At 62.2% G+C, this 17,741-nt stretch carries 20 protein-coding genes and 1 tRNA gene; 6 read left to right on the top strand and 15 right to left on the bottom strand.

What is annotated here, in order from left to right:
- The 9 genes from Q8O80_RS03090 to Q8O80_RS03050 form a co-directional block, all read right to left on the bottom strand.
- Positions 1-415 (bottom strand): pyridoxal-phosphate dependent enzyme (locus Q8O80_RS03090; RefSeq protein WP_305576808.1); only part of this gene is annotated, 415 nt, incomplete at its 3' end.
- A 163-nt stretch (positions 416-578) separates the two neighbouring features.
- Positions 579-1,226, bottom strand: coding sequence for a phosphoribosylanthranilate isomerase (locus tag Q8O80_RS03085; RefSeq protein ID WP_305576806.1), 648 nt, complete (start codon positions 1,224-1,226; stop codon positions 579-581).
- A gap of 8 nt (positions 1,227-1,234) precedes the next feature.
- A complete protein-coding gene (locus tag Q8O80_RS03080) occupies positions 1,235-1,594 on the bottom strand; it encodes a LapA family protein (RefSeq protein ID WP_305576804.1) in 360 nt (119 codons plus the stop codon).
- Positions 1,595-1,625: 31 nt separating this feature from the next.
- Entirely contained in the window at positions 1,626-1,907 is a 282-nt protein-coding gene (locus Q8O80_RS03075) for an integration host factor subunit beta (RefSeq protein ID WP_305576802.1), read from the bottom strand.
- Between the two features lie 37 nt (positions 1,908-1,944).
- Complete coding sequence (gene sppA, locus Q8O80_RS03070) at positions 1,945-2,901, bottom strand: signal peptide peptidase SppA (RefSeq protein WP_305576800.1); 957 nt, start codon at positions 2,899-2,901, stop codon at positions 1,945-1,947.
- Positions 2,902-2,971: 70 nt separating this feature from the next.
- The gene (locus Q8O80_RS03065) at positions 2,972-3,484 is read right to left on the bottom strand and encodes a GNAT family N-acetyltransferase (RefSeq protein WP_305576798.1); all 513 of its coding nucleotides are present in this window, start codon (positions 3,482-3,484) and stop codon (positions 2,972-2,974) included.
- An 81-nt stretch (positions 3,485-3,565) separates the two neighbouring features.
- Positions 3,566-5,269 (bottom strand): 30S ribosomal protein S1, encoded by a 1,704-nt coding sequence (gene rpsA / locus Q8O80_RS03060; RefSeq protein ID WP_305576796.1) that lies wholly within the window; start codon positions 5,267-5,269, stop codon positions 3,566-3,568.
- Positions 5,270-5,452: 183 nt separating this feature from the next.
- Positions 5,453-6,094, bottom strand: a complete 642-nt coding sequence (locus Q8O80_RS03055) for a d(CMP) kinase (protein WP_305576794.1) — start codon at positions 6,092-6,094, stop codon at positions 5,453-5,455.
- Between the two features lie 3 nt (positions 6,095-6,097).
- Positions 6,098-7,441: a 3-phosphoshikimate 1-carboxyvinyltransferase gene (locus Q8O80_RS03050; protein WP_305576792.1), complete on the bottom strand. Its 1,344-nt coding sequence runs from the start codon at positions 7,439-7,441 to the stop codon at positions 6,098-6,100.
- Positions 7,442-7,607: 166 nt separating this feature from the next.
- Here Q8O80_RS03050 and Q8O80_RS03045 point away from each other — a divergent pair, with 166 nt between their 5' ends.
- The 3 genes from Q8O80_RS03045 (at position 7,608) to Q8O80_RS03035 (ending at position 9,521) form a co-directional block, all read left to right on the top strand.
- Positions 7,608-8,009, top strand: a complete 402-nt coding sequence (locus tag Q8O80_RS03045) for a TIGR02300 family protein (RefSeq protein WP_305576790.1) — start codon at positions 7,608-7,610, stop codon at positions 8,007-8,009.
- Between the two features lie 140 nt (positions 8,010-8,149).
- A tRNA-Ala gene (locus Q8O80_RS03040) sits at positions 8,150-8,225 on the top strand.
- Positions 8,226-8,366: 141 nt separating this feature from the next.
- Entirely contained in the window at positions 8,367-9,521 is a 1,155-nt protein-coding gene (locus tag Q8O80_RS03035; protein ID WP_305576788.1) for a winged helix-turn-helix domain-containing protein, read from the top strand.
- Between the two features lie 39 nt (positions 9,522-9,560).
- Here Q8O80_RS03035 and Q8O80_RS03030 read toward each other — a convergent pair whose 3' ends face one another.
- Positions 9,561-11,753: an SEC-C metal-binding domain-containing protein gene (locus Q8O80_RS03030; protein WP_305576786.1), complete on the bottom strand. Its 2,193-nt coding sequence runs from the start codon at positions 11,751-11,753 to the stop codon at positions 9,561-9,563.
- Positions 11,754-11,967: 214 nt separating this feature from the next.
- On the opposite strand from Q8O80_RS03030, the gene pncB reads away from it, so the two are divergent.
- Together pncB and Q8O80_RS03020 are read left to right on the top strand one after the other, a co-directional pair.
- Positions 11,968-13,278 (top strand): nicotinate phosphoribosyltransferase, encoded by a 1,311-nt coding sequence (gene pncB / locus Q8O80_RS03025; RefSeq protein ID WP_305576784.1) that lies wholly within the window; start codon positions 11,968-11,970, stop codon positions 13,276-13,278.
- Between the two features lie 115 nt (positions 13,279-13,393).
- A complete protein-coding gene (locus Q8O80_RS03020; RefSeq protein ID WP_305576782.1) occupies positions 13,394-13,648 on the top strand; it encodes a hypothetical protein in 255 nt (84 codons plus the stop codon).
- Here Q8O80_RS03020 and Q8O80_RS03015 read toward each other — a convergent pair.
- From Q8O80_RS03015 to Q8O80_RS02995, 5 genes are all read right to left on the bottom strand, one after another.
- Positions 13,645-13,887: a hypothetical protein gene (locus tag Q8O80_RS03015; RefSeq protein WP_305576780.1), complete on the bottom strand. Its 243-nt coding sequence runs from the start codon at positions 13,885-13,887 to the stop codon at positions 13,645-13,647. The two genes, Q8O80_RS03020 and Q8O80_RS03015, sit on opposite strands and share 4 nt — an antisense overlap.
- Positions 13,888-14,009: 122 nt before the next feature.
- The gene (locus Q8O80_RS03010; RefSeq protein ID WP_305576778.1) at positions 14,010-14,477 is read right to left on the bottom strand and encodes a Fur family transcriptional regulator; all 468 of its coding nucleotides are present in this window, start codon (positions 14,475-14,477) and stop codon (positions 14,010-14,012) included.
- Positions 14,478-14,486: 9 nt separating this feature from the next.
- Positions 14,487-14,966, bottom strand: coding sequence for a ribosomal protein S18-alanine N-acetyltransferase (gene rimI / locus Q8O80_RS03005; protein WP_305576776.1), 480 nt, complete (start codon positions 14,964-14,966; stop codon positions 14,487-14,489).
- Positions 14,963-15,577, bottom strand: a complete 615-nt coding sequence (tsaB, locus tag Q8O80_RS03000) for a tRNA (adenosine(37)-N6)-threonylcarbamoyltransferase complex dimerization subunit type 1 TsaB (RefSeq protein ID WP_305576774.1) — start codon at positions 15,575-15,577, stop codon at positions 14,963-14,965. The genes rimI and tsaB overlap by 4 nt, the downstream gene beginning before the upstream one ends.
- Positions 15,574-16,599 (bottom strand): rhodanese-related sulfurtransferase, encoded by a 1,026-nt coding sequence (locus tag Q8O80_RS02995; RefSeq protein WP_305576771.1) that lies wholly within the window; start codon positions 16,597-16,599, stop codon positions 15,574-15,576. The genes tsaB and Q8O80_RS02995 overlap by 4 nt, the downstream gene beginning before the upstream one ends.
- 82 nt (positions 16,600-16,681) lie before the next feature.
- Here Q8O80_RS02995 and Q8O80_RS02990 point away from each other — a divergent pair, with 82 nt between their 5' ends.
- A complete protein-coding gene (locus Q8O80_RS02990) occupies positions 16,682-17,719 on the top strand; it encodes an aldo/keto reductase (protein ID WP_305576769.1) in 1,038 nt (345 codons plus the stop codon).
- The last annotated feature ends 22 nt before the right edge of the window (positions 17,720-17,741 follow it).

Raw genomic sequence — 17,741 nt, 5'->3', positions numbered from 1 at the left:
GATCGAACTTGGCGCAGACGGTGGCCGTGGCCACGCCATGCTGGCCGGCGCCGGTTTCCGCGATTACCCGGGTCTTGCCCATGCGCCGGGCCAAGAGGATCTGGCCCAGGCAATTATTGATTTTGTGGCTGCCGGTATGGTTGAGCTCTTCGCGCTTGAACCACACCTTGGCCCCGCCCAGATGCTGGGTCAGCCGCTCGGCATAATAGAGCGGGCTCGGGCGCCCGGCATAGTGGGTGGAGAGATTGTCCAGCTCGGCCTTGAACGCCGGATCGTTCTGCGCCGCCCGATAATGGGCTTCGAGATCCAGGATCAGCGGCATCAGGGTTTCGGCGACAAAGCGGCCGCCAAAGATGCCGAAGCGCCCCTGGTCGTCCGGACCATTGCGCAGGGAGTTTTTTCCGGTGGTGTCCACGTCAGCCTCAAAATGCTCCGGCGCCTGCGTCTCCCTCCCCCTTGTGGGGCGGGACGGCGCGCAGCGCCAAGGGTGGGGGTGGGCCAAGCGAGCCGGATGACGGAATACCCCATCCGACCCCGTCGGGGCCACCCTCCCCGCAGGGGGGAGGGAGAAGAAAGACTTATACGGCGGCGCGGGCGTTTTGGATGAACGCTTCGATCAGCCGTTTATCCTTGACCCCGGGTGCGCTCTCGACCCCCGATGACACGTCCAGCCCGAAGGGGCGCACGGTCCTGACGGCGTCAGCGACAGTCTCTGGCGTCAGCCCCCCCGAAAGCATGAAGGGGATGGACGGGTCAAGCGCCTTGAGCAGGGCCCAGTCGAAGGTATCGCCCAGGCCGCCGGGGCGGTCGGCCCCCTTGGGCGGCTTGGCGTCGAGCAGCAGCCGGTCGGCCACCTCATGGAAATCGCTGACATGGCCGACATCTTCAGCCGAGCCGATCGGCAGCGCCTTGATGATTTCAACGCCCGCCTCGGCGCGGATGGCCTCCACCCGATGCGGGGTTTCGGGGCCATGCAACTGGATCCAGTCCGGGCCCAGCGCGGCAAATTCGGCCACCGTGCTATTGTCCGGATTGACCAGCACCACGCAGGTCTGCACCCGTCCGCGCGCCTGGGAAATCAAATCGGCAATGGTATCGACGCTGGCATGGCGCGGCGAGCGCGGGAAATGCAGGAAGCCCACCATATCGGTGCCGGCTGCGATTGCCGTCTCCAGAACGTCAGGGGTCTTGATGCCGCAAATCTTGATGATCAGGGGGTCGGCCATAGGGGTGCTCAGCGCAGCTCCAAAAGATCGTCGACATCGGCAGCGCCGCTGGACGGGCTGCGCGGGGTCTTGCGCAGGGTTTCCAGCTCGCCAGTAAGGGTTTGGGCCTCGCGGCGCCAGTGTTTTTCGCCGCGGCGATGGTGGCTTTGCGCAAACCAGGTGGCAATGCCACCGGCCAGCACGCCCACCAGCAGCACCATATAGAGCACCACAAACATCGGCACGCCATAACCGGGCATGGCGGCGCCGTCACCGGGAGCGAAAGGATTGAAATTGACCACCACGAAGTGCCGGTTCGCCAGGGCGAACACCACCAGGCCCAGGCAGATCGGCACCAGTATCAACCAACCGACGATTTTATTGACCATTGCCTTGCGTGCCTATGGAGCCCTGGCCCCGTTACGAACGGTTGAGCCGCTCGCGAATTTCCTTGCCAGCCTTGAACTGCGGCACATATTTCTCGCCCACATCCACCTGCTCGCCGGTACGCGGATTGCGCCCGATCCGGGCCGGCCGGTTCTTCACCGAGAAGGCGCCAAAGCCGCGCAGTTCGACGCGATCACCGCGCGCCAGAGCCTCGCCGATCTCATCGAGGATCGCATTGACGATGTTCTCGATATCGCGCTGGAACAGATGAGGATTTTCCGCCGCAAGCTTCTCGACAAGTTCCGACTTGATCATCCCAGGCTCCACTTGGCAGGCTGCCGCCCCAACAGATTTATGAGGCGGCCCCAACCTGCCAAAGCGAGACCAGCCCGTCAAGCGTGATAGGGCCCTGCGGCAATCCGAGCATGCTGCGGGCCTGGCCGTTCAAAAAGGTGCCGATCAGGTCAAATCCCTGGTCTGGCCGGGGCCAGATGGTCCTGATATCCAGATCGGCGGCCACATCATGGCTCGCTTCGAGCCACGCCATGGCTTCAAGCTCGCCGCCGATTTCATCGATCAGCCCGCTTTCGAGGCCAATCCGGCCCGTCACGATGCGCCCGTCGGCCAGCGCCAGGGTCTGGCTCCGGCTCAGGCCGCGGCGTTCGGCGACAATGTCGACGAACCACTGAAAGCTGTCATCGACCAGTGCCGCAATCGAGGCGCGCGGCGCTCCGCTCAGCGGCTCGTTGACGTCCGGCTCGGCCTTGAGCGGGCCCGAGGCGACCTTGTCCAGATCCACCCCGATCGTGTCGAGCAGCTTGCCGGCATTGACGTGCTGATACAGCACGCCGATCGAGCCCACGATCGAAAGCCGACGCGCAAAGATGCGGTCCGTGCCGATTGCCGTCATATAGGCGGCCGAGGCCCCCAGTTCCTTGATCACCGCCACTGTCGGTTTGGCGGCGCGCAACTGCCCCAGCGCCTCGTACAATTCCTCGCCGCCCGCCGTGGTGCCGCCCGGCGAGTTGATCGCAATGATCACCGCCTTGACCGCATCGTCCTCTGCCAGCGCCGTCATGGCGGCCAGCCGGTCTGGATCGGAGGCAATGGCGCCATCCACGACCAGCCGCGCCACGTAATCGCCGCTGCCCGCTTCGGGCAGGGCAAAGCGCCCCACCCCGACAATGACGGCAATGGCCAGGGCCATGAACGCCAGTATCCGCCACAGGCCGCGCGACTTGCGGAAGGTCTCGGCAGCGATCACGCCATGCGGATCGCTGGCTGGGGCAGCTGGATTTGGGTCAGTCATCGAGGCCTCGCTCTTGGGCATTGCCGTCCGGTACGGCGACTGTCGGGCTTTGGCAAGACCGCGAGACGCGTCAGAATGTCTTGACCATGAAGCGGGCCGCCGCCTCATAGCTGGCCAGCTTGGCCAGCAGCTCCGGTGATAGCACAGAAGGGCTCAGCGCGCGAAAGCCATGCTTGTGCCAGAACGGCAGCGAGTCATTGACCGCCACCAGGCTCATATTGGCAAAGCCGTGCCCGCGCGCATGGCGCTGGATCTCGCCGACAATCCTGGCCGCCGCCCCGGTGCCGCGCGCCTTGTTGAGCAGCGCCAGATCATGAATGTAATAGGTGTCGGCGGGCTCGGGCACCGCGCCCAGCAGCGCATTGAGCGCCGGCAATTGCTTGAAGTGCCAGGGATGGCTCAGCACATAACCCGCCGGAACGCCATCCAGCTCGAGCAGCCGCGTGCCGTCCGGATAAAGGCTCTGCCGTTCGGCAAACACGGCCGCATCCTCGGGAAAGCCCGGATGCACGATCGCGGCGATGGCTTCAACTGCTGGCAGGTCAGACGGCGTCAGCGGGCGCCAATGGATCGTGTTGCTCATGGGATTGTTAGAAAGCAAAAGGCCCGCGCTGTGAAGCGCGGGCCCAAGGTTTTGCAGGTAAGCTTGTGCAGCTTACAAAACCTATTCCTTTTCGCGATCCTTGAGGGCAGCGCCCAGGATGTCGCCCAGCGATGCGCCCGAAGCGGACGAACCGTAATTGGCAACAGCTTCTTTTTCTTCGGCGATTTCGAGCGCCTTGATCGAGAGCTGGATGCGCTGGGTCTTGCGATCATACTGGGTGACGCGGGCGTCAACCTTTTCGCCCTTGCTGAAACGCTCAGGACGCTGATCGTTGCGATCGCGGCTGAGGTCGGCACGGCGGATGAAGGCAGTCATTTCGCTGTCGGCGAGACGGACTTCGATGCCGCCATCGTTGACCTCGGTGACGGTACCGGTGACGATCGAACCCTTGCGGATGCCGCCTTCGGTGCCGGCAGTGTCGGCGACTTCGCCGGTCGACAGCTGCTTGATGCCCAGGCTGATGCGTTCCTTCTCGACGTCAACATCGAGGACCTTGGCCGAAACCATGTCACCGCGGTTGTAGTCTTCCAGAGCGATTTCGCCCGACTTCTGCCAATCGAGATCGGACAGGTGGACCATGCCGTCGACATCGCCGTCGAGGCCAATGAACAGGCCGAATACGGTCTTGTTCTTGACTTCGCCTTCGATGACAGCGCCCACGGGGAACTTCTCGGCGAAGCTTTCCCACGGATTGGCCAGGGTCTGCTTGAGACCAAGCGAAATGCGACGCTTGTCCGGATCGACCTCGAGCACGACAACTTCGACTTCCTGGGAGGTCGAAACGATCTTGCCGGGGTGGACGTTCTTCTTGGTCCAGCTCATCTCGGACACGTGGATCAGGCCTTCAATGCCTGGCTCCAGCTCAACAAAGGCACCGTAGTCGGTGATATTGGTGACGCGGCCGGTGAACTTGGCTTCGATCGGATACTTGGCTTCGATGCCTTCCCATGGATCAGCCTGCAGCTGCTTCATGCCCAGCGAGATACGATGGCTCTCGTGGTTGATGCGGACGATCTGGACCTTGATGGTCTCGCCGATCGTGAGCACTTCGGAAGGATGGTTCACCCGACGCCATGCGATGTCGGTGACGTGAAGCAGGCCGTCAATGCCGCCGAGATCAACAAAGGCACCGTAATCGGTGATGTTCTTGACCACGCCGTCGACAACCTGGCCCTCTTCGAGCTGCTGCACGATTTCGGAACGCTGTTCGGCGCGCGACTCTTCGAGAATGGCACGACGCGAGACGACGATATTGCCGCGACGCTTGTCCATCTTCAGAATCTGGAACGGCTGCGGCACGTTCATCAGCGGCGCGATATCGCGGATCGGGCGAATATCGACCTGCGAACGCGGCAGGAAGGCAACGGCGCCTTCGAGGTCGACGGTGAAACCGCCCTTGACCTGGTTGAAGATGGTGCCTTCAACGCGCTCATTGTTGTTGTACATGACTTCGAGCTTGACCCAGCTCTCTTCACGACGGGCCTTCTCGCGGCTCAGAACGGCTTCGCCGGCAGCGTTTTCGACGCGGTCAACATAGACCTCGACGATCGAGCCAACAACGATCAGGCCGTCACGGCCGGCAGCGCCGAATTCCTTGAGCGGAATGCGGCCTTCGGTCTTCAGACCGACGTCGATGATCGCCAGGTCCTTTTCGATCGCGACGACGGTGCCTTTGACAACCGAACCTTCTAGCGGCTCGTTATCAACGAACGAATCCATCAACAGCGATTCAAAATCTTCTTTCGTCACAGTTTGCTGTGCCAAATATCTTCTCCGTTGTGCCGGTGGTTGGGGGTGAGCATCGCCAGAAATGGAACCCGCCTGCTGAACCTTGCTCAGCAGCCGGCACACGGGGCCATTCGGGAATGGCGATGAATCTGATATCGGTCCGCTTGCTTCGCTGAGGCTGATGGCCGGGGCCGGTTCGCACAAGGTTGGATTTGAGCTTTACAGCCCTGCCTTGCGCGCCATGGTCCCATCGACAATCGCGATGGCTGCGCGGAGTGATGCCTCTATATCGAGAAGCGTCGTATCGAGCAAGTGCGCGTCGTCAGCTTTGTAAAAGCCGCCATGGGGATTGGCCATGTCGCGCGCGTCGCGCTCTTCGATCTGGTGATAGAGCGCGTAGCGGTCAACCGGCAGGCCGCGCTGTTCGAGCTGCCGCGCCCGCCGCTCCATGCGCACCTTGCTGTCGGCAACAATGAACAGCTTGGCATCGGCGTCCGGGCAGATCACCGTGCCGATATCGCGCCCGTCCAGCACCGCCCCGCCCGGCTGGCGGGCAAATTCGCGCTGATATTGGCGCATCGCCACGCGAACCTCGCCAATCACCGCGACGCGTGACGCCAAGATCCCGGTATTGGCGCTGGTCAGCGCCTCCAGATTGCCCAGATGGGCCGCGTCGAGGCTTTGCGCCGCCGCGATCGCCCTGGCCTCGAAGTCCGGGCCGTCGGGCTCGTCCCGCAGGGCCCAGCCCACCGCGCGATACAGCAGCCCGGTGTCCAGATGCGGCAATTGATAGTGTTGCGCCAGCCCTGCGGCCAGCGTGCCCTTGCCTGATGCGGCCGGTCCGTCCACGGCAATAATCATCGCTCAGCGTCCCTTGCTTGGGGGAAATCGGCCGCCCAGGGCGGTCATGGCGGCCACGAAATCGGGGAAGCTGTCCGCCATTGGGCCCACGTTCTCGATTGTCACCTTATGGCGGCTGGCCAGGCCCAGCACGGCAAAACTCATCGCCATGACCGGATCGTCCTGGCAGTCGACCTTGCCGCCACCGGCCACCTTGCCGTCGCCGGCAATGGTGAGGCTCCCGGGCTCCTGGCGCAGTTTGACCTTGTTGGCCCGCAGCCCCGCCGCCAGCCGCTCCCAGGGGTCGCCACTGGGCGCGGCAGCGCCGGTGTGGATCACCGTCTCGCCTTCGGCAAAGGCGGCGGCCACCGCCAGCATCGCCATATCGTCGCGCATGCTCTCGAGGTGACGCGGGTCCACCCGCACCCCCTTGAGCCAGCTGGAGCGCACCCGCAGATCGGCGATGTACTCGCCGGCGGTCTCGCGCTGGTTGAGAAACTGGATATTGCCACCCATTTCCAGCAGCGTGTCGATCAGCCCGGTGCGCAGCGGATTGATCAGCACGTTTTCCACCACCACGTCCGATCCCTTGATGATCAGCGCCGCCACAATCGCGAAGGCCGCCGCCGAGGGATCGCCCGGCACGCTGATGGCCTGAGGTGTCAGCTCTGGCAGGCCGGCCAGCCGAATCGTCACGCCCCCGCCGTCATCGGCATCGGGCGTCACCGTGATATTGGCGCCAAACGCGGCCAGCAGCTTTTCGGTATGGTCGCGCGTGACCATGGCCTGGTGCAGCTGGCTGTCGCCGGCCAGTTGCAGCCCGGCCAGCAGCAGCGCGGTCTTGGTGGCTTCGGCGGGGGTCACCAGATTGAGCTGCAGCGGCAAGGGCAGGCAGGCGCCATGCAGGGTCAAGCCGCTCTTGCCCCGCCGCTCGAGACGCGCGCCGATGGCGGTCAGGCCCTCAAGCAGTTCAGGGTCGATGCCCTTGCTCACGGCCGGCTCGGCGCGCAATGCGGTGGCAAAGCCATAGGGCGCCAGCAGCCCCAGCAGCATGGCCAGGCTGGTGGCCGATGGCCCCGCCTGCAGCGGCGCCTCGGGCTTGAGCAGCCCGGCTACGCCCAGCCCGGTCACCTGCGTCTGCGGCCCGCTGGTCTCGATGCTGACGCCCAGCTGGCGCAGCCCGGCAATACAGCGCTGCACATCGGCGGACAGGCGCAATCTGGTGAAGCTGCTGGTGCCCACGGTCAGCGCCGCCAGCAGCACGGCGCGCAGCGAGATGGCGGGGTCGCCGGGCGTCGCAAAGCGGCCGCTGAGCGGATCGGCACCGTGGGCGGTGAGCGGGGCGGAACTGGCTGGCAAATCGGTCATGACGCGCCCGGACTTAACACGGTCAGCCCCGTGATTGCCATCACCCCGTCGGTCCGGGAAGCTGCTCTCCACATTTTCGGTTTGACAGGGGCCTGCTTTGCTCATAACCGGACTGACCAAACACGGGGCGAAACCGCCCACCAAACCCCATCCACGAGGAACATCGATGGCCAGTTCCGACCGCGGCACCAAGCGGACCGACCCTGATACGGGTAAAAAGTTCTACGATCTCAACCTCGATCCGGTTGTCTCGCCCTATACCGGCAAGAGCTATCCGCGCGCCTTTTTCGAGCAGGCTGCGGTGACGCCCAAGGCGGCGCCCGCCAAGCCCAAGCCCGTCAAGCCGATTGACGACGAGCTCGATGACGAGATTGAAGACGTCGCCGCGCCCGAGATCGTTTCGCTCGAGGAAGCCGACGCCGAAGAATCGGGCGATGACATTCCCGAGACCGACGACGTCGAAGTCGATGAAGAACTGGGCGAAGATGACGCCGACACCTTCCTCGAAGAAGACGAAGACGAAGACGACGCGCTCGGCTTTGACGTCAATACCGACGACGAGCCCTGATTTCATGTGATTTTTCAACCGGCTGGGTCACCCGGCCGGTTGAATCAAAAAGTGTCATTTAGGCACTTGCAAGGGCCGGGATCATCCAATAGGTTCCGCCTCGATTTGGAAGGCAATTGTCCTCCAAAGACCCAAATAATGGGGCCTTAGCTCAGCTGGGAGAGCGCTTGCATGGCATGCAAGAGGTCAGCGGTTCGATCCCGCTAGGCTCCACCAATTTTTTCCCGCCATATCCGCTTGCCCGATCAGCCCGGCCCGTTCCGTGCGGCCAGCGCTTCAGCGTCCGCTTGCCGGCGGGCGCCGGCTGATTGACCGGCGCGCCCCTGCCCCGCCATGCTGGTCATCCACGCGATTCGGATGCCCGTCTTGGCCAAAACCCCGCTTGTTATCGACCCCGCCCGCGCCCGCCAGATCTGGATTGCCGCGCAGCGTCTCGATGGTGCCGCGCCGTTCGGCAGCGGCCCCGAGGCGGTGCGCGCCGCCGTTGCCCATCTGGGCTATGTGCAGATCGACACCATCAATGTCATCGAGCGCTGCCACCACCACATGCTGTTCTCGCGCATCCCGGCCTATCGCCGCGCCGATCTGGTCGCGGCCCAGTCCGCCGACAAATCGGTGTTCGAATACTGGACCCACGCGCTCAGCTACGTGCCCAGCGCCGACCTGGCGTTCTTCCTGCCGGCCATGCAGGCCCAGCGCAATGGCGCCAGCCGCTGGTTCGGTTCGGTCACCCCCGCCGAATCCAGGGCCATGCTGGCCCGCCTGCGCCGCGAGGGGCCGCTGTCGATGCGCGATATCGGCGACGACAGGCTGGTCGACAAGGATCATCCCTGGGCCAGCCGCAAGCCATCCAAGCGCGTGCTCGAAATGCTGTTCTACCAGGGCCATGTCACCGTCGCGGCGCGCCAGGGCATGCTCAAGAGCTATGATCTGATGGCGCGCCATTTCGGCTGGACCGGCAGGCCGAAGCCGGCCACCGCCCGCCAGATCATTGCCTATAAGCTCGATCGCGCCCTGCGCAGCCAGGGCGTGGTCAGCCTGGATTCCATCTGCCACCTCGACGCGCCCAGCAAGCCCATGGTCAAGGCGCTGATCGAGAGCCGTGTCCGCGCCAAGAAGCTGGTGCCGCTGACCCTGGCAGGGCCGGACCAGACCCTCCATTGGGCCGCGCCGGAAACGCTCGAGGCCCCCGCCGGCATCCCACCCGGGCTGGTGCACATCCTCTCGCCGTTCGATCCACTGATCATCCAGCGCAAGCGGCTCAAGCGCTTTTTTGGCTATGAGCATCTGTTTGAAGCCTATCTGCCGGCCCAAAAGCGCCGCTACGGCTATTTCGCCCTGCCGGTGCTGCTGGGCGACAACATCGTCGCCGCCCTCGACCTCAAGACCGACCGCAGTGCCGGCAAGCTGCTGATCCAGCAAGAGACCTGGCTGGCTGATGTCGGGGCGGAGGGCAGGGTGGCGGTGGACGAAGCGCTGGGACGGTTTGAGCGGTTTCAGCTGGGGGCGTGAGGGGGGATGCGGACTATCAGGAATGCAATGCAACGGGGGTCAAGACCGAGCTAAACAACATCTTTTGTACTTCATTCCGCTACCACATGGGCACAGTTCATTGCGTCCCACTTTCCTACGAAGTGCGCCGCGCGATAGCGTGTCAACCGCAACCATTGGCTTTTTTGGCCATGCAGTAAGTGCATTCTCCATGCTTGCATCGGCTTTCCAAGTCTCTTCGACAGAAAGGGCGCCTCTGATGTTCCCGGTTCCAGGAGCAAGTAGCAGCCCGTGCCAGACGTCCGACTTTGAATCGTATTTCCTAATTCGACAGTGAGCGGACAAACGCTCCCGCGCTAACCTCTCCGGTAGGGAATTAACATGAATGGTGAAACCCGACCTATCCGCAGCGGAAGGAATTGAGATGTCATGTTGTTGCCCGTCATCTGCTGCTGAACGTACTAGTCTTTCAACGCCCTTATTTATATGCTTGGCGGTGTCGGACCCGAACTGAAGGAACAGCATACCAAGCCCCACAAGTTCGGGAATTGCGCTGGCTTCAAATTCGGAAATCAATCTGCCAAGGGGCGTTCCGTCAAAGCGAGTTAAAATGCCTTTGGGTGTTCGTTCCCCGGGAACTCCCAACCTACGTACAGACATTGCTATGTCGAGAGAGCTGGTGAAATCGTCACCCAAGTTCACCATGTCATATTGATCGTCCAGCCACAGGTTGTGTCTCAGATGATATCCAAGGTTTGTAAGCTCTTGACTTACCAGTAATTTACTGTCGAATTTTGACCTTAGTGACAAATAATTCAGAAAATGGAGAGGAGTTTCCAGTATTTCAGATAAAACGTCCATAAAGAATAGATCTGTTATTATGGGCGGGTGCACGTTTTTTGTGGATTTTATTTTTAGAAACTGTCGAGCCTGCGCGGCTAAGGCGGGAAAATGGTCCGACACACTGCAGATTAGGTAGATATTGGTGGGCCTCTTAGCAAAGTCGATTGTACCGCCAGAAGATGAGACGAACCGATATTCATGGTCTAGGAGCGCCTCCGAACACAGCAAGGCTTGATCGTAGGCATCCTGAATTGCCTTCTTAAAATCGTCCTTTAGCTGAAGGTCGTTCCCCTTTCGAGCTTCGATGGTCAGCCGTTTGGACTTAGCTTGCACGACAATTGCTCGGTCCCCATACGCGACCAAGACGTCTGCTTCCGTGACGCGATCCTTTCCCTTGTAAATGTCCACATTTTGAAAGACATGCTGGGGGCCAAACACGCTGGTGAGACGTTGTGCCAGAAACTGCTCAGCAAACGCGCCACGGTTCTTGGATGCAGTTGCAGCGTAGCGTTTGTCTCCCGCCATCCAGAAGAATGGCGCTTCATATATCGCTTCAAGCAGGCTGTAGTGCTGCAATAGAACATATGAGCCGTTGACATTTTTGATGACCGGGGCGGAATTTGTTTCGTTGAAGGCGCTCAAGCTGGAGAATGAGGCGTTTGCTTTGTTCGGGTCAGCAGTAAACGCCGTGAGGACGCTTTCTATTTTCTCACGAGACAATTCTGTTCGGCCTTCCAACTCATCGGCGCGAAAGGCAAATCCGGGTAAAAAAGTCCATTGATCCGGATGCTGCTTAATCATCCCTTCTCGAAGGCCCAAGAGTTTTTGCATCTGCAATTCGCCAATCGCACGAGCGACCAAGCAAGCCTCATCAATTGAGAAGCCAACTTGTGAACTGAGCCAGTCATTGTCTGCGTTATATTTCAGGCGCGACAGTTCTTCATATTGAAAGTTGTAAGCAGACTCGCCTCCATAAAATATGGGTTCCCGAAGGCCGTCAGCGGTGCTGAATGGATCAATGCGACTTGCTTTGCTGGGGTTGCGCACCATGGCTTGAAACGCGGCCATCCAAGGTTTCTGAAGGCTCAAATGAATTTCATGCAGCAGCGCTTCTGACTTATCTATGTAGCTTTGAAGGGTGCTCGGCTCTGGGATGGAAAAGTCGATAACCCCTTTCGCCATCAGGCCCACGAGGGTTGAAATCTCGGACCTAAGTAGCTGATCACCGGAGTATTGGTGCTCTACGTCTTTTTCTGTTAGCTCATCACCGCCAAATCGAATGAGGTTATCGCGCCAACAAAAATATGCGATTGCGTGGATGTATCCGGGGGAGCAACAGACTTTCTCCAGTGCTGCGAATATTTCAGACTCGTCGCGTGCCTCTCCTGGAGACATGTCTTTTGCGTTCATGACGTGACTGCCCTCGACTCACTGGGACATAGAAATTCATAGCAGCCTAGCTGAAATCCCCGTCAACATTCTCTGGATCCGCGCGGTCAAGTCTGCGACTCGCACCTCCAAGTCGTATGAAGCCACTTCCCCCAGCCGAACCAATCCACCCGCCCCCGGTCTTCCCATTGCCACCCCTGCGCGGTACAAGCCTCGCCGCGAACGGGGAACGACAATGGCAACTTTCACAGACATGGCCCGCCGGGTGTACAACCACACCTGGAAGCTCGATCCGATCGTGCGCAGCCTACTCGATACCGATTTCTACAAGCTGCTGATGCTGCAGATGATCTGGGGGCTGTATCCCGGCGTCAACGCCACCTTCTCGCTGATCAACCGCACCAAATCGGTGCGGCTGGCCGAGGAGATCGACATTGACGAGCTGCGCGCCCAGCTCGACCACGTGCGCGAACTGCGTTTCACCAAAAAGGAAATGATCTGGCTGGCGGGCAACAGTTTTTATGGCTCCAAGCAGATCTTTTCGCCGGCCTTCCTCAAATGGCTCGAGGATTTCCGCCTGCCCGATTACACGCTTGAGCGCCGCGACGGCCAGTTCGTGCTCGAATTCCCCGGCCTGTGGATGGAAACCTCGATGTGGGAAATCCCCGCGCTCGCCATCATCAACGAGCTGCGCAGCCGGGCCGCCCTCAAGCATTATGGGCCCTTTACCCTCGATGTGCTCTATGCACGCGCCAAGGCCAAGATGTGGGAAAAGGTCGAGCGGCTGCAGAAGCTGCCTGACCTGCGCATTTCCGATTTCGGCACCAGGCGGCGCCATTCCTTCCTGTGGCAGCGCTGGTGCGTCGATGCGCTCAAGGAGGGCATTGGCGACAATTTCACCGGCACCTCCAACGTCAAGCTGGCCATGGACACCGACCTAGAGGCGCTGGGCACCAATGCCCATGAGCTGCCCATGGTGCTGGCGGCGCTGGCGGCCAATGACGAGGCGCTGCTGGCCTCGCCCTATCAGGTGCTGACCGATTGGGAGCGCTATTACGGCGGCAATCTCAAGATCGTGCTGCCCGATGCCTTTGGCACCGACTCGTTTCTCGAGCATGCGCCCGACTGGGTGGCCGACTGGACCGGCTTCCGGCCCGACAGCGCGCCGGCCATTGCCGGGGGCGAACGCATCATTTCGTGGTGGAAAAGTCGCGGTCGCGATCCGCGCGAAAAATTACTGATTTTTTCCGATGGGCTCGACGTCGACATGATCGAGGAGGCCTATCTGCATTTTGACGGCAAGGTACGCATGGCTTTTGGCTGGGGCACCAACCTGACCAATGACTTTGCGGGCTGCGAACCCGATGGGCCAAACCCCGGACTGGAACCAATTTCCATCGTTGCCAAGGTCAGCGAAGCGAATGGACGCCCCGTGGTCAAGCTATCCGACAATCCGGCCAAGGCCACCGGCACGCCCGAGGAAATCGCACGCTATATCCGGCTTTTTGGCGAGTCCGGGCGGGTTGAATACGCCGTCAAGGTGTGATCTAGGCGCCATTCCTTCAATAAAGCACCGCAGCGGAACAACCAGCCCGCACCGTGCGTTAAGAGCTCGGGATACTCCACGCGTGCCACTGCGTTGGGGGTCCCTCGGGGCCGGTATGACCTTTGAACTTATTGATATCGCTGTGCGGGACAAACAGTCCCATCCTCGGCTCGCCGGCCGCGTGACCGGTCACGTCCGCGCTGTACTCAGCGAGGTGCTGGACGGGCATGCGCAGACCCATGAGCTGTCCATTGCCGTCTGGGCCAATGTCGCCCCTGATACGCCGCCCGCCGATGTCGATATGGCGCTGCTGCTCAAGGCCGCAGAAATCGTCGCCCGCATGAAGAAATCCATGGGTACGGACGATTAGGCCTTCTGCGCCAGCGCCTTGAGGAATGCCCGCTGCGTTTCGCTCAGCCCGCCCCGGGCAAGCCTGGGCGGTGGCGGCAGCACGGCCCGGCTCGGTTGATGCCGGTATTTGGGGGCATGGGCATAGTAGCGCGCCGACCGCGCCAGGGCGGCATGGGCGCGCAGCCGGCGTTCATCGCGCACAAACCAGATGATGGTGGTCAGCACCACCGCCCACATTGCCAGAACCTGCCAGACCATTGCCGTCTCCTTCAGTGCAGGAGCCAGACTTAGCTAACAGGACGTTAACGCCCAAGCCGAATCCGGCGTTAGGCTTACCCGCTAAAATTGCAATCAATCGGCCGGCGAGGGCCCGGACCGGCCTACGCCTTGTCCTTGCCGCTGGTCAGGGGCACCGCATAGAGCTCGAGCCGGTGGTCGACCAGCCGGTAGCCCAGCCGCTTGGCAATGACCTCCTGGATCGCCTCGATTTCCTCATTGCGGAATTCGATGACCGCGCCACTGCGAATATCGATCAGATGGTCGTGATGCTCGTCGGGGATCAGCTCGAACCGCGCCCGCCCGTCCTTGAAGTCGTGCTTGGTGACCAGGCCCGCCTCCTCGAACAGATTCACCGTGCGATACACCGTCGACAGCGAGATGCGGTCATCGATCGCTGAAGCCCGGTGATAGAGTTCTTCCACATCGGGGTGGTCAGCAGCCGATTCAATCACCCGGGCAATCACGCGACGCTGTTCGGTCATGCGCATACCTTTGGCGACGCAGGCTTCTTCCAGCGTTGGCTCGGTCTGGCTCTTGCTCACATCACGGCTCCCGACCGGATCTGTCATGGCACCGGCCTATCCAAGATCGGTGGCCATGACAAGCGCCGTGGCCGCCGAGCCATCGGCCCGGGGGTAATAGCCCTGGCGCTGGGCAATAGTGGTAAAACCCAGCCGCTGATAGAGCTTGATCGCCGCCGCATTCTCTTCGCTGACCTCAAGAAACATCCGCCTGGCCGGACTGGTCAGCAGATCGGCAAAGGCGGCCTGCAGCAGCGCCCGGCCCAGGCCCTTGCCGCGCCATTTGGGGTCCACCGCAATGGTCAGCAATTCGGCTTCATCGGCAGCGATGCGCACCAGGGCGAAGCCGGCAATTCGCCGCTTGGCGTCGCAGGCCACATAGACCGGCGTATCGCGTTCGCTCAAAAAGCTGGCAAATTCGGCGCTCGGCCAGCCGCGATAGAACCCCTTGGCATGGATGCGCGCCAGCTCATCGGCATCCCTGGTCTGCCCCGGCTCGATATGCAGGCCCCCCGGGGCCATCCACAGCTTGATCACGTGGCGCTTCTTTCCACCCGGCCGGCCGTCTGCGGCTTGGCATCGGCGTCGCGCACATAGGCCGCCTCGGGCGGGTGGGTCGCGGGATCAGCCGTGGCGCCATATTGCGCCAGCAGCGCCACATCGACAAAGGGGGTGGAAATCAGCGTGGTTTCGGGCGGTGTCGCCGCCTGTGCCAGCGCCATGGGCAGCAGGTCGGGCGCCGTCACCGCCATGCCGGCCCCGGTAAAAATCTGGAAATAGGCCTCGCCGCGCCGCGCATCGAGCAGCACGGTGGAGGGCCCTGCCACGCTCAGCGACAGCGCCAAAAGGCTCGGCACCCCGATCACCGGTATGCCCCGCGCCAGCCCGATGCCGCGCGCCGCGCTCAGCCCGATGCGCAGCCCGGTGAACGAGCCCGGCCCGGTGGTGGTCACCACCCGGTCGAGATCGGGGTAACCCAGCTTGTTGCGCGCCAGCAATTGGGCAATCCGCCCGAAGATCGCCTCGGCCTGGCCGGTCGCCATGTCTTCCACCGACTCATCCACCCGGCCATCGGCCAGCAACAGCGCCAGCTGCAGCCGGGGCGCCGCCGTATCAATCGCCAGCACCGGCCCTTGTGTCGGGTTCATGGCCTGGCAGCCGCGTTGCGCGCCCGCGACGCCTCGGCCTCGGCCCGCTTGCGGGCCCGGGCATCAGCTGCCGCCTGCACCGCGCCATCGCCCAGATGCGCCGCGCCGCGCCGCGCGGCCAGCGCCATCTGTTTCTGCCGCTCCTGCGCTGCGGCGTGCCTGGCGGTGTCCTGGGCGCAATAGGGGCAGCTTATCCCCTCCACGTAGGCCTTGTCGGCCCGGTCCGCCGGCGTCAGCGGATGCCGGCAGGCGCGGCACAAGGTGGCCTCGCCCTCGACCAGCCCATGGCCCACCGCCACGCGCTCGTCGAACACAAAGCACTCCCCGGCAAACCGGCTCTCGGCCTCTGGCACCACTTCGAGATATTTCAAAATCCCGCCCTTGAGGTGAAACACCTCCTCGAACCCCTGGCTCAGCAGATAGCTCGAGGCCTTTTCGCAGCGAATGCCGCCGGTGCAGAACATCGCCACCTTCTTGTCCCGGCTCGGGTCGAGATGGGTGGCGACATAGTCCTTGAACTGGGTGAAATGCTGAGTCTTGGGGTCCAGCGCCCGTTGGAAAGTCCCCAGCCCGACCTCGTAGTCATTGCGCGTATCGACGAGCACCACATCATTGCGCTCGATCAGCCCGTTCCAGTCGACCGGCTCGACATAGGTGCCCACCGCCCTGGCCGGATTGGCCTGCGGCGCCCGCAGCGTCACGATCTCGCTTTTCAGCCGCACCTTGAGGCGCAGGAACGGCATGGTGCTGGCGGCCGAATATTTCACTTCCGCCCCCTGTAGCCGCTGCCCGAACGGTCCACTGAGCAACAGGAAATCCGCCAGCGCGTCGATCGCCGCCGCCGTGCCGGCCACCGTGCCATTGATGCCCTCGGGCGCCAGGATCAGCGTACCCTTGATCGCCTGTGCGGCGCACAGTGCGGCCAGCGCCGGCTGCAACCGGGCGGCATCGGGCAGGTCAGCGAATTTATAGATCGCCATCACCTTGTATGGCAGTGCGTCTTGGGGCAGATTACGGGTCATGTGACTTTTTCGGCGGGTTGTTTGCCCGCTCATACCATTGCCCGCCCGCGCGGCCAAATCAGAACATGACACGGAGCCTACCATGACCTATCGGGCCGATACGGCACGCTATGACACCATGCAATACCGCCACTCCGGCCGCTCGGGCCTCAAACTGCCGGTGATCAGCCTGGGCCTGTGGCAGAATTTCGGCGGCACGCGGGACTATCCTTCGGCGATGGAAATCCTCGGCTATGCCTTCGATCAGGGCATTACCCATTTCGACCTGGCCAATAATTACGGCCCCCCGCCCGGCTCATCCGAAGAGCTGTTCGGCCAGGTGATGGCCCGCGATTTCCGCCCCTATCGCGACGAGATGATCATCTCCACCAAGGCCGGCTACAATATGTGGCCGGGCCCCTATGGCGAATTCGGCAGCCGCAAGTATCTGCTGGCCAGTCTGGATCAGTCGCTGCAGCGCATGGGCCTCGACTATGTCGACATCTTCTATTCGCACCGCTTTGATCCCCATACCCCGCTCGAGGAAACCATGGGCGCGCTGGCCCATGCGGTGCGCAGCGGCAAGGCGCTCTATGTCGGCATTTCCAGCTATCCCGAGGCCGAAACCCGCGAGGCCTATCGCATTCTGAAAGAGATGGGCGTCGCCACCACCATTCACCAGCCCTCCTATTCCATGATCAATCGCTGGATCGAGAACGACCGTACCCTGGACACCTGCGGCGATCTGGGCATTGGCGTCATCGCCTTCTCCCCGCTCGCCCAGGGCGTGCTGTCGGGCAAATACAACCGGGGCGACAAATCCGGCACCCGCGGCGAAAACCCCAATGGCAGCCTGCGCGCCAGCCATATCGAGCCGCGCGTGCTGGCCGCTGTCGACAAGCTCGGCGAGATCGCCAAATCCCGCGGCCAGACCATGGTGCAGCTGGCGCTGAGCTGGGTGCTGCGCCGCCCGGAAATGACCTCGGCCCTGATCGGCGTGCGCAATCTCGATCAGCTCAAGGACAATCTGGGCGTGCTCAACAATCTGGCGCTGGCGCCCGAGGAAATCGCCGCCATCGACGCCGCCACCAAGGATGGCCAGATGGAACTCCATCCCCGCCCCGCCGGCTGGCTGCGCTGAGCGTCGGCCCGCCCCTCAAGGG

It is taken from the genome of Devosia sp. (assembly GCF_030689745.1).
Taxonomy (GTDB): domain Bacteria; phylum Pseudomonadota; class Alphaproteobacteria; order Rhizobiales; family Devosiaceae; genus Devosia; species Devosia alba.
This window is presented reverse-complemented; position numbering and strand designations above follow the sequence as displayed.